The sequence below is a fragment of the Allomuricauda sp. XS_ASV26 genome (genome assembly GCF_041224615.1).
Lineage (GTDB): Bacteria > Bacteroidota > Bacteroidia > Flavobacteriales > Flavobacteriaceae > Flagellimonas > Flagellimonas alginolytica.
This window is the reverse complement of sequence record NZ_JBGFGK010000031.1, coordinates 1,027,078-1,039,822: the sequence shown is the minus strand read 5'-3', so window position 1 is coordinate 1,039,822 and position 12,745 is coordinate 1,027,078. Positions and strand designations below refer to the sequence as shown.

Below are 12,745 nucleotides of genomic sequence, written 5' to 3'. Positions count from 1 at the left end.
ATTAGTCTAGAGTTTTTAAAATTTCTGATAGGGATAAAGTAGCCAAGGCAACATGTTCATCTGAAGCGCCATAATACATATGGATATCATCACCTTCGACTACATGACCATTGGTAAAGATGACTTCACCAAAAAAACCGACCTTTTCATAGGCTTCCTCAGGCATCATGATCGGTTCAGCGGAACGGGCAAGCACCTTAGATGGGTTGTTCAAATCGAGTAACAGAGCACCAAGACAATATCTATGTTGTTCGTCCGCTCCATGATATATGGCCAACCATCCTCTTTCTGTTTTTATCGGAGCTGCTCCGGCACCAAGTCTTGCACTGTCGAATTTGTTGGGTCGTGTTCGGGCAATACATTTATGGTTGCCCCAATGAAAACCATCCTTGGATTCGGAAATCCACATATAGTTGCCGCCCAATTCCGGGCTACTTGGACGGTGAAACGCGTAATATGTTTCATCGATGGTTTCTTCAAAAATGGCACAATCCTTATTGTGTGGGCTAAATATCATTCCATGCGACATAAAGCTCTTCCAATCGGAAGTGGTTTTTAAACCAACGCCTACGCCATTGGGCGAAACCATCGTATAGGTCAAATAATAATCTTGAGCAATCTTGGACACTCTACAATCCTCAATGCCATAGCTTTCATAATCCCCTTTTCCAAATAGAGGTGGAAACTCATCCGATTCTTCAAATGTTACACCGTCGGTACTGAACAAAATCCTTAAATGGGAAATGGTGGTCAAGTATTGTTCTCCATCATAAGTTATGACCCTTGCATCGGAATGATCCAATTTGGGGTCATCCATGGAGAAATCCAATATTTTTAATTGTCCATTCCCATCGTACATGGGCACTGAAACCATTCCTTCCTTCTGAGATGTTCGTTCGGCCACTCGAAGTACCATACCAATTTTGCCCTTATACTCGAAGATTCCCGGGTTGAGCAAGCATTCAATTATCATTTCCGGTTGACTTGGTTTAAGGTCGATTGGAGACAATAATGGATTTTGCCCACATCGGGCCACTATATTTTTCATACATATATTTCTTTAGATATTTTTGAAAATGACCTTTAGGAAAGCAGTGAATTACATCACTGCTTTCCTAATCTTACAAAGGTCTTATGGATCAGTACTAGTATCCTGGGTTTTGGGTGATAGACCCGCCGGATTTGTCAATATCGGCCTGTGGAATAGGGTATAGATCATTATGGGCCTGATAGTTTTTGCCCAATCCTTGAAGAACGGTAGATGCAATGCCCCATCGTTTTAAATCGTTGAACCGTTGCGATTCGAAACCAAGTTCCACTCTGCGTTCCATTTGAATCCAAGTACGAACCTGTGACTGGTCGTTGGAATTGGGTCTTGGTGCAAGTGTACCCTCTGGTACTGGCATTGCATCGGCTGTGGGCGTATTTCTGGCTCTTTCCCTTATTTGGTTTAGAACTGATACGGCTTCAGTAGGATTGCCACTTTCGTTCAAGGCTTCCGCTTTCCATAAAAGAACATCACCATATCTCATATATATTTTGTTGCCCGGTGAGTCATCGTTTCCTTTAAAATCGGTAATGGAACCCAATATTTTTGGAGAGTGTTGATTACTAACATTAATGGTGTACGCCAATCTAGGATCATCAGATTCAAAAGCGGACAAGAAATCATCTGTCGGTGCAAAGAATCCCCAACCGGAAACTGCGGCCAATCCATTCCCATTGGCCGGGTTTTCACCTGACCGATGATCATAGGCAAAAATCACTTCTTGATCATTAAACTCCTTAGTTACATCGAAGGCATCAAAATAATTAGCGTTCAAATCATAAAAACCTAAATTGTCCAATTCAGCAATCCGCTCAAGAACCAATGTCCAGTTTTCGTTATAGAGCGCTACTTTGGCCTGAAGTGAAATTATGGCTCCCAAGGAAACCCTCCATGGGTCCGTTCCATCATTTTTAACCTGTGGCGCCAAGGATGCAGCCGCTTCCAAATCCGCACCAATTTGTTCCATAACTTCATCTTGGGCAGCTCGGACCGACACTGAAAATGCTTCCTCAAAGGAATCGGGGGATTTCAAGATCAAAGGAACATCCCCAAAGTTATTGACCAAATCAAAATAATAGAATGCCCGAAGAAAATAGGCTTCCGATAAAAGTTGATCCCTTCGCGTTTGGGAAATACCCGTTTTTTCCATGATATCAGGGTCCGTTAAAAATCCAATCGCTAGGTTACATCTGCTCACTCCTTCAAAGTTATATGTCCAGATACCGTTAAACGCTTGGTTTTCTGGCGTAAAATCAAAATTCCCGATTTCATCCATCCAGGCTTGGTCGCCATCGGGGTTCCATTTTTTGGCCATATCGTTAGCGGCCATATCCTGTAAAATAATATCGTTTCGGAATACGGTCCCCAAATCCCATCGCCAACCCGGAATTATACTGTTCAATGTATTCCTTAACGGATAGTAGGCCGATTCCACTGCCGATTCCATGGTTTCCAATGTAGGATCGGTATCTACTTGATCCAAGGTCAACAATCCAATTGGATCGTTATCCAGTTCACTGGTGCAAGAAACCGCGACCACCAATGAGACTAATACTAGTAAACTCTTATATAGCTTTTTCATCTTGATTTTTTTCAGGTTAGAATTTTGCATTTATACCGAACAATACCGCCGCAGAACTAGGATAAGTTCCTTTATCGACCAAATCCGTGGTCTCAGGATCTAAACCTGTATAATCCGTAAGGGTCCAAAGGTTTTGTCCTGATAAATAGAGCCTAAGGCCGTTAATACCCTTAATATCCTTTAAGGTGTAACCCAGTTCAATGTTCTTTAATCTGATATAAGATGCATCCTCTACAAATATGCTGGATATCTTGCTGCTTCCATTGTCCTCAAATGCCACTCTTGGGATACTATTTGAAGTGTTTTCACCATTCCATGCCCCCAAAATAGCTTCGGTAAAATTAAAGGGACGGGTATCAAAATCCACAATTTTCTTACCATCATTATAACGATCTACACCTTCAACACCCTGGAAGAGAAAGGAGAAGTCCCATCCATTATAGGATGAATTAAAAGAAAGGCCAAATGTGACCTCTGGGATGGGGGAGCCAATAAAGCCGCGGTCATTGTCGGCACTGATGACCCCGTCCCCATTAAAATCCTTGAATCGGATATCCCCTGGTTTTACTGAAGGATTGTTTGTGCCTCTCAAATGTTGATCTATTTCTGCTTGATTTTGATAAATACCTTCCACTTGGTATCCATAATATGCATTTAGCGGTTGACCCACTGTTGTCCTTGAGACCTCTCCCACAATATTGGGCAAATTGGGATGTAACTTCTGCACTTCATTATCCAAAGTGGCCAAATTCGCATTGATACCATATTTAAAACTTCTTTCTGAATTTTGATAGTTAACGGAAAACTCAAATCCTTTGTTTCTTACCTCACCGGCGTTAAGAATGGTTGGTTCGACATTGCCCACGACCGATGGAAGACTAATGGGCAATAGAATATCACTGGTATTCTTATTGAAATATTCCACGGTAAAATTCAATGTATTTTTCAAGAACCCCGCATCCAGTCCTATATTCACCTGCTCGGAACTTTCCCATTTTAAATCCGGGTTTCCAAAACGATTGGTCCGTACGATTCCGTTTTCTTGACTTATAAGCGTTAGGTAGGTATAATTATCTATTTCTTGGTTTCCTAGAATTCCCCAACTTGCCCTCAGTTTTAGATTGGACAACCAATCCACTTCCGCAAGAAAAGTTTCCTCTGAAACTTGCCAACCAGCAGACACAGATGGAAAGTAGCCCCACTGGTTATCATCTGCAAATCTAGATGAGGCATCTGCTCTTAGGTTGGCGGTCAACATATACTTGTTGTCGTAAGAATACGAAGCCGAACCAAAATAAGAGAAAAGGGACCATTCCGAAGCTGAACCACTGTTCCAAAGATCCAATTCTGTACCTCCATAATCCAAATACCGAAACTCATCATCAGTATATGGAAATCTCGCTCTGCTGGCACCTATGGAAGAGGTATAGTTGGTAATGTACTCCATACCCACCAGAGCGCTCAGACTATGCTTTTCATTCAAAAGTGTCTTGTAGTTCAAGGTATTGTTCACGGTCAAAGTAAAGGCCTCTCCACGCGATTCATTTAAACTATTAGGGCGGTTTTGTCGTCCAAGGCCCGCATCTAAGGCATTACCTCCTCCATCATCATCTCCATAATTCTCGTTGAATACTTTGTTGTGAAAGAAGGCGAGGTCTATACCCACATTGGTTCTGAATGTCAAGTTTTTATCCTTTAAAAAGCGGTACTCACCAAAAACGTTTCCAAAGGTCCTGTATATCTTTTCCGTATTGTCCGTAAAATATGCTCGAGCTATGGGATTGCCCACCAATTCGTACATACTTCGCTGCAGACCTACATCGTAACCCGTTTCTGTATAAAAAGGTAAATCAGTAAATGGATCCCTTTCCGAGTACGTTGGATCGTTACTATTTTTATATACCGGTATAACCGGAGCACGCAACAAAGCATAGCGGATCAGGCTTTCTCCCTTAGAGGCGACAAGCGCTCTCTTGTCGTAGGATAGTTGCATATTGGTACCAACCTTTAACCTATCGTTTAAATCCGCACTAATATTAGTTCTGTAGTTGATTCTGTCATAAGTATCGTTGTCGTATACGACAATCCCATCTTGACCATAATAGCCCAGAGACATTAAATATTGTAACTTTTCATTTCCCCCACTGGTCGTTAATTGTAGGTTTTGGGTACGACCGGTTTCAAAAAGTTCGTCCAACCAATCCGTATCTGCAAAATCGGAACGTCCACGGTCCGCTGTATATGGGTTATCATCTGTGTAAGTATTGTCCCAAGCGGTTTCCAGCGTATTGATGTATTGCTCTGAATTCAACATCTTAGGGAGGTTCACAGCCTTATTGAACCCATTGAAATAATCGATATTGAATGACATTTTGCCTTTTGCTCCTTGTTTTGTGGTGATCAAAACCACACCGCCTGAAGCACGAGATCCATAGATGGCGGCCGCAGCGGCATCTTTGAGAACGGTAATGGATTTTATATCACCTTGGTTTAAGAATGCTATATCTCTTGAGGGTATACCATCGACCACATATAAAGGATCATTGTTTCCAATAGTACCCTCTCCTCTAATCCTGATTTCAACAGGTTCTCCAGGTGCACCTGTACTTGCGGTCACTTGAACCCCTGCCACTTGCCCCTGAAGGGCTTGGGACACGTTGGGAACCCGTGTTCTTTCCAATTGTTCAACGTCTACTGTTGCTACCGCACCGGATAAATCCGCCTTCCGTTGTGTCGTATATCCCACTAATACGACCTCATCCAATAATTCAGTATCCTCTTTTAGGACAATCTCAAAATAAGATGTATTGCCGACCTGTATTTCTTGGGCAATAAATCCAATACTGCTAATAACAAGAACATCATTTGGCGCAATGTTAGCCAAAGAAAAATTTCCATCGAAATCGGTAGCGGTTCCAAGAGATGTTCCTTTAACTATAATACTGGCTCCCGGAATGGGAACCTTTCCGTCCGACACATATCCACTTATGTTCTGCTGGGCATGTGTGCCTACCATACCCATGATCAGGAGGAAGGTGATGGTGAAAGCTTTAACAATTAGGTTAGATTTCATTTTTCGCAATATTAGTTTGTTTGTATTTTTTAATGTGCATTTTTATGGATGGTAATTTGTGGAATTATCAACCATCTCAAATATAGATACCATGCGCCGTAAGAGTGTGTACAATTCTTTCAAAGGTGTACACAAGACCACAAACAACTGAAATACAGTAGATTGTCACTTATTCTGGCAAATTGAGCTTACATCGAGGAGCATAGGTTTTGCTGATGTAGATTCCTGTTTCTATGATCTTATAAAGCATTGTAAGTGCATCGCATATTACTTATCCTGATAGATTTCAGGATTTCCTTTGTGAAGCAATTGATACTCTTTTGGCGTTTGCTGATAGAGCTTTTTAAACTCACGATGGAAGTATGATCTATTATTGAACCCGGTTTGAAAGCAAACCTCTGAAACCGTCAAGCTTGATTTTTTTAATAGCTGGGCTGCATGCCTCAATCGCATGGTTCGAATCAGATCCCCGGGTGAGAACCCCATCAATTCCTTTGTTTTTCTATAGAGCATTGAAGTACTTAGGCCCATTTTCTTCTCAAGAAAACTACTTTGAAGATTTTCATTGTCCAAGTTTTCTTGGACCAGCGTAATCAATTCTTCAATAAACTCCCGGTCCGTATCTTCTTTAGCAAGACCAATCAAATCCTCGAAGGGCGAGTCCTTTGAAAAATGTTCTTGTATCCGATCTCTTTCCTCTAAAAGTTTTTGTATCCGAAGTAATAGGTAATCTGGATTAAAGGGTTTGGAAATATAATCGTTTGCTCCACTATCTATTCCTTCCAGTTTGTTCTTGATCGCATCTTTTGCGGTAAGCAGCACCAATGGTATATGGCATGTATCCAGATTCCCTTTAACATGCCTACACAATTCCATACCGTCCATGATGGGCATCATCACGTCGCTCAATATAAGATCGGGCTCACTGACCTTAAGGTTTTTAAGGGCCTCTGCACCATCTGAAGCCATCAATACCTGATAGGTGTCCCCCAGCAGCAGTGTTAAAAGGTCTTGGACCTCTGGGTCGTCCTCTACCACAAGTATGCATTTTTTTGATCTATCACCCAACTTTTCCAAAGTTTCAAGCTTATTGTCTACAGGGGCAGTGTTCTTTTCCGCTCTTCCTTGATCGGCAATCTCCTTTAATCGAGGTGAAATCGTATACGGTTTTTCCGATATATCCTCCGGGTTACCTCGAACACTCCCACAATGAAAATCTACCCGAAAAGTAGTCACTTTACCGGGCTTGCTCTGAACTTCGATAGTTCCTTCGAGCAGCTCTACCAATTTTTTGGTATATGCCAATCCAATGCCCGTCCTGAACATATTGGTCCCCACCTCCTTGTTTTGATCTAACAGATAAAACTTGTCAAAAATTTGTTTTAATTTCTCCTTTGGTATTCCATCTCCGGAATTTGCAATGGAGAGCATCAGCGCAGGCTCACCCTTGTTATTCATTTTTTGGGCCTGCAACTTAATTTCACCATTGACAGGGGTGTATTTAAAAGCGTTGGCAAGTAGGTTAAAGATGATTTTTTCTATCAAATCCTTATCGAACCAGCCTATTAATCGATTGGGCAACTCTATATGATATTCAATATTTTTCTTTAGGGCCAATTCATCAAACAGTTCCGCTATCTGTTCCATCAAACCAACGAGGTCAAAATATTCTTTTTTCACCTCCAGATGGCCGTCCTCTGCTTTACGAAACTCCAAGATTTGATGGGTCAAGTAAAGAAGTCTTGATGTATTCTTCTTTACCATTTCAAAATATTTATTGTTCCCATTATCAAGTTGCATGCTCTGCCCCAGTTTTTGAATGGGAGCAATCATTAAGGTCAATGGGGTTTGAAGTTCATGCGCCACATTGGTAAAGAAGTCCAATCTGTTTTCATGCGCTTTTTCTTCCTCTTGCCTAATAAGAATACTACGTTTCAAGGATTGCTTTTTTTGGTAGTAGCCCAATATGAACAGGACGAACAAAATAAAAACCAGTGCGTATAATATCCAAGCAACATTGGACTCCCAAAAGATTGGTGCAACATTGAATTTTGCAGCTTCGACCGGCTTGCTCCAAACCCCATCCCCATTGGTCCATTTCACCCATAAGGAATAGTTGCCGGGCGGAATATTGGTGAATGACAAATTGGTACGGGAGCCTATCTGCTTCCATTCCGAATCAAAATGTTTTAATTGATAAGCATAATTGCACTTACCATTGTTGATAAAAGTTAGGGCAGAAAACTCAATATTGATAAAATTCTGATCGTGTTTTAGCGGTATGGTCGGAGCAGAATTACCTTCGGGATTTATCACTAAATTTTGATAGTAAGGTTCCTCTTCATCCTGGCCCAAAATCTTATCTATAAACAGGTTAGGAACGGCATTCGATATATTGATCTGTTCAGGAACAAAGTAATTAAACCCTTTCCGTCCTCCCATAAATATATAATCTGTTCCGGAATAGGCGGCGCCATCCCCAAATTCATTATCTTGGAGTCCCTCTTCTTTGGTATAATTGTAAAAAACCTGTTTATCCGTATCCAACTTGGACAGACCATAATTAGTGCTTATCCATAGATTGTTATTCGTGTCCGAAGTAATTCCATGAATGGTATTACTTGGCAACCCTTCCGCCACAGTAAAATGGGAGAATGTGCCATCACCCCGATAAATATTGAGACCAAAACTGGTTCCTATCCATAGCTCGTCTCCTGTTCTATGCATACAAAGAATATCGTTATTGGAAAGACTATTTGGGTTTCCGACTTCATTTCTGTACACCTTAAATGAACCGTTCTTTTTATGGAACAGGTTCAATCCCCCCAATCGGGTTCCCACCCATAAAGCATGTTGGTCTTTAGGTACTATGGAAAAAATAATATTGCTACTTAATTCACCATCCTTACCCTTGTTTCCCACATATTGATCTATAGATTCCAGGACTATACCTCTTTGAGTCCGCGCTAATATTAGTCGGATGAGGCCATATCCGTTTGTACCTGCCCAAATTACCCCATCAATGTCCTGATACAGTGCGTAGACCGATTTAAATCGAAACTGCTCAGGTATTCCCTTCACACTCTCCCATGGTATGAGTTGATTTGTTTTTTGGTCGAAAATTGTTATGCCAGAACCATCGGTTCCCATAAGCAATAAACTATCCTTAGTATGCAATAAGGCATAAACTGCGTTGTTGACCGGGCTATTATCCTCGTTTAGATTGATATACTCGCGTTGCCCTTTGCGAGGTTCAAGTTGATCTTCCGAAAATCGAAATACTCCTTTTCCTTTGGTTCCAACCCAAATGGAACGGTCGGGGGTTTGGAGGAACGATCGTACAATAGTGCCATCAAAATCGGGAACCTGCTTACTGGAAATCCCTTGGAACAATTTATTTTTAGGGTATACTTTAAATACTCCTTCTCCATCTGTTGTAGCCCAATATATACCTTCTGCGCCTTGAAAAAGAGATGTTAATTTATGACCCTGTAAAATATTCAACCATTTGGGTACTGACAGACCAACCTCTGAATTTATCAAATAGTGTCTTTCCCCTATTGAAATGACAACTCCTTTTATAACTTTCCCGATAAGTGAAGTTGTTTTGTCTAACCCTAGTTTTTGATATTTCCCATCATGTGCTGAAAAAACACCAGTTGAACCGTTTGCATCTACCACTACGACTTTTTGGTTGTCGAGCACTTCAAAATCAACCAAATTGTTCAGAAGTAATGAATGTTCCAACACTTTTCTGGATTCCCCTTCTTGCTCTAACTTGAGAATTGAAAATTGTCCCAACGCATCCAAAATTAAGAGTTCGCCCTCTCTTAAGAACTTCATCCGTACAATTGGAGACTCCAGAAAGGAATCTTCCCAAATTTTTTGAAAACCAGTACCATCAAATACACCTATTCCCCATTCCTTGGCATAGGCATACAACATATTATCGGGGGAAAGGGACATATTGAACTCGTTCTCCGATAAAGTTGGGCTATTGGTGTTTGAAAAATAAAAGCGTTCAAAATTACCTGAATCCTTCTCATACCGATTGATTCCATGTAAAGTCAACACCCAAATATGACCTTCAGCATCTTCCAATACATTTAGGATTACCTGGTTACTCAAGGAACTATCGTTGTTCAGCTCAGGTCTGTACACTTTAAACGCACGTCCATCGTAACGGTTCAGACCATCCCATGTACCCAACCAAAGCAGATTGTTGGAATCTTGAAACACCGTATTGATTGAACTATGGGATACCCCGGAAGAATTATCCAATTGTTCCAAAGAATAAGTAACATCCCGGTCTTCTTCCTGTAAAATAATGGCATCAGTTTGGAAAATTGGGCTTCCATAAATATCAGGAAAACTAAATAGACCAAAAATAAACACGAAAAATATCGCAATAGATTTGCTAGGTGCCATGCAGCAAAAGTATGAAATATTCCTACCCATCAATTCGATTAGTAAACATACTTCTAACTCCTAGTCCATTAAAATGCAGTAGCTTCAATTACACCAAAGGAATACAAACTGAACTACAAAAAGGAAACTGCACATCACCAGCAGTATTCCAATGGTACTGAATAGGCTGTGAACTCCGGACATAGCAAACTACATTCGTTGGTTAAAACCGGGCTGCTTCCACTACGGCAAAAAACTTGAACCTCATGCCTCAACCACCATCTATTGAAACTGCTCATTTTTTTGTTTTGGGTGGCCACAACCATCCGCCTCAACCAGTAAGGAACATCGTATTTTACCTTAGAATGAAAGATTCCGATAAATCGGCATTGGAATCGGTTCCCACAAAAATTTTGAATTCACCAGGTTCGGAAACAAATTCCAATTGGGCATCATAGAATTTTAAATCATCCGGAGTCAAGGTAATTGTCACTTCCTTTCGCTCCCCTTTTTTCAGCTTTATTTTTTGGAACCCTTTCAATTGTCGTTTCGGCGGGGTAATGCTTCTGACCATGTCCCTCAAATATAGCTGCACCACTTCTTCCCCAGTATGATCACCTGTATTTTTCACCGTAACGGTGGCCGAAATCGATTCTCCCCGACCAATTTCCTTTTTGCTCAGCCTAAGGTCGGAGTATTCAAAAGTGGTATAGCTCAATCCATACCCAAAGGGCAATAAAGGTGTGTTGGGCGCGTCCAGATAGTTCGACCTAAATTTTTGGAACTCCCCACTTTCAGGAGCGGGTCTCCCTGTGACCTTCGCACTATGGTATATCGGAATCTGTCCTACATTTATCGGCCATGTGGCAGTTAATTTACCAGATGGATTATAATCTCCAAATACCACATCGGCAATTGCATTGCCAGCTTCCACACCCGGGTGCCAAACTTGCAAAATGGATACCGGCATGTCCAACTCTTCGGAAATGGTCAACGGCCTACCGCTCATCAACACCAAAACCACCGGTTTTCCAGTATCCACCAATGCTCTGATCAACCTCTTTTGGCTTTCGGGAATGGAAATATCGGTACGACTGGACGATTCCCCGCTCATTTCGGACGCTTCGCCGACAACGGCCACAACAACATCCGAGGTATTGGTTAAATCCACCGCTTCTTTCAACATGGTCTCCGACGAGCGCTCATCGATTACAATTCTTTCCCCCAAAGCGTTTACATTTTTGGCAAAATCTGTATCATCCGAAATATTGGCTCCTTTTGCAAATTGAATGATAGCGCCTGCACCTACATTCTTAAATCCTTCCAAAATGGTTACAGCAAGGTTGAAATCACCTGTGGGCGCCCAAGTACCCAACATATTTTCCCTGCTATCTGCCAATGGACCTACCAAAGCGATCTTTCCCGCTTTTTTCAAAGGGAGTATATTGTTGTGGTTTTTTAGCAACACAAAAGAATGCGTTGCCAATTTGCGTGCCAATGCCCTGTTATCTTCGGCAAGAATATCTTTTTTAGCTCTTTGTGGATCTAAATATCTATAGGGATCGTCAAATAATCCTGAAAGATATTTCGCTTCCAATACTCGACGGCACGCGTTGGTAATATCCATCTCGGTTACCTTTCCCTGATCTAATGATTTTTTTAAGGTCGTCTGAAAGCCTTCACCTACCATATCCATATCCAACCCAGCTTTTAATGCCAATGCCGAAACGGCTTGAAGATCTCCCAATCCGTGGGCAATCATTTCATTTACAGAAGTATAATCCGAAACCACAAAACCGCCAAAACCCCAACGATCGCGCAGCAAATCGGTCAATAACCATGAATTGCCCGAAGCAGGAACACCGTCCACATCATTAAATGAACTCATAACACTGGCTGCACCGGCCCTAATGGCGGCTTCGTAAGGAGGTAGATATTGGTTGAACATTTTTATTTTGCTCATATCCACCGTGTGGTAATCCCGTCCGGCCTCCGAGGCTCCATATAGGGCAAAATGCTTCACACAAGCCAACATGGTATGGGTAGCGGACAAATCGTCCCCTTGGTAGCCCTTGACCATAGCTTCGGCAATTTTTGAACCTAAATAAGGGTCCTCTCCCGCCCCTTCTGAAATCCGCCCCCAACGAGGGTCTCGGGCAATGTCCACCATAGGAGAAAAATTCCAGTTGATTCCATCCGCTGTGGCCTCCTTAGCTGCCATTTGCGCCGCCTGTTTCACTAGCTCCATGTCCCAGCTGGACGAAAGGCCCAGTGGAATTGGATAGGTAGTTTTGTATCCATGGATCACATCCGAACCAATAAGCAATGGTATTCCCAATCGGCTATTGTTTACAGCAATTTCTTGCGCAATTCGAACTTTCTCGGGGCCCGACACCCCAAAAAGTCCACCCACTTGTCCATTCTTGATCTTGGACTCCACATCTTTACTGACCACTTCTCCGGTAGCTACACCGCCCCCAGGGGTTAACAGGTTCAACTGGCCAATTTTTTCTTCAATGGTCATTTTATTCAACAGGACTTCTACTTCCTGAATTCTTTTTTGGGCCTGTGCGGACCAAAAAGAAAGCGCCATTAGGGCCAATACTATTTTTTTATTATGCATTGTTTAGTGTTG

5 protein-coding genes are annotated in these 12,745 nt (G+C 41.8%); all 5 read right to left on the bottom strand.

The features are described from left to right. Position 1 precedes the first annotated feature (1 nt). Positions 2-1,048 (bottom strand): glycoside hydrolase family 130 protein, encoded by a 1,047-nt coding sequence (locus AB9K32_RS12025; RefSeq protein ID WP_369885319.1) that lies wholly within the window; start codon positions 1,046-1,048, stop codon positions 2-4. Between the two features lie 97 nt (positions 1,049-1,145). Then, a complete protein-coding gene (locus AB9K32_RS12020) occupies positions 1,146-2,630 on the bottom strand; it encodes a RagB/SusD family nutrient uptake outer membrane protein (RefSeq protein WP_369885318.1) in 1,485 nt (494 codons plus the stop codon). Positions 2,631-2,646: 16 nt separating this feature from the next. After that, complete coding sequence (locus AB9K32_RS12015; RefSeq protein WP_369885317.1) at positions 2,647-5,703, bottom strand: SusC/RagA family TonB-linked outer membrane protein; 3,057 nt, start codon at positions 5,701-5,703, stop codon at positions 2,647-2,649. Between the two features lie 267 nt (positions 5,704-5,970). Continuing rightward, the gene (locus AB9K32_RS12010; protein WP_369885316.1) at positions 5,971-10,131 is read right to left on the bottom strand and encodes a two-component regulator propeller domain-containing protein; all 4,161 of its coding nucleotides are present in this window, start codon (positions 10,129-10,131) and stop codon (positions 5,971-5,973) included. 334 nt (positions 10,132-10,465) lie between these two features. Next, complete coding sequence (gene bglX, locus AB9K32_RS12005) at positions 10,466-12,733, bottom strand: beta-glucosidase BglX (RefSeq protein ID WP_369885315.1); 2,268 nt, start codon at positions 12,731-12,733, stop codon at positions 10,466-10,468. Positions 12,734-12,745: the final 12 nt, after the last annotated feature.

Coding starts and splice junctions, on each gene's coding strand:
- AB9K32_RS12025 (WP_369885319.1), bottom strand. CDS start 1,048: ATGAAAAATATAGTGGCCCGATGTGGGCAAAATCCATTATTGTCTCCA.
- AB9K32_RS12020 (WP_369885318.1), bottom strand. CDS start 2,630: ATGAAAAAGCTATATAAGAGTTTACTAGTATTAGTCTCATTGGTGGTC.
- AB9K32_RS12015 (WP_369885317.1), bottom strand. CDS start 5,703: ATGAAATCTAACCTAATTGTTAAAGCTTTCACCATCACCTTCCTCCTG.
- AB9K32_RS12010 (WP_369885316.1), bottom strand. CDS start 10,131: ATGGCACCTAGCAAATCTATTGCGATATTTTTCGTGTTTATTTTTGGT.
- bglX (WP_369885315.1), bottom strand. CDS start 12,733: ATGCATAATAAAAAAATAGTATTGGCCCTAATGGCGCTTTCTTTTTGG.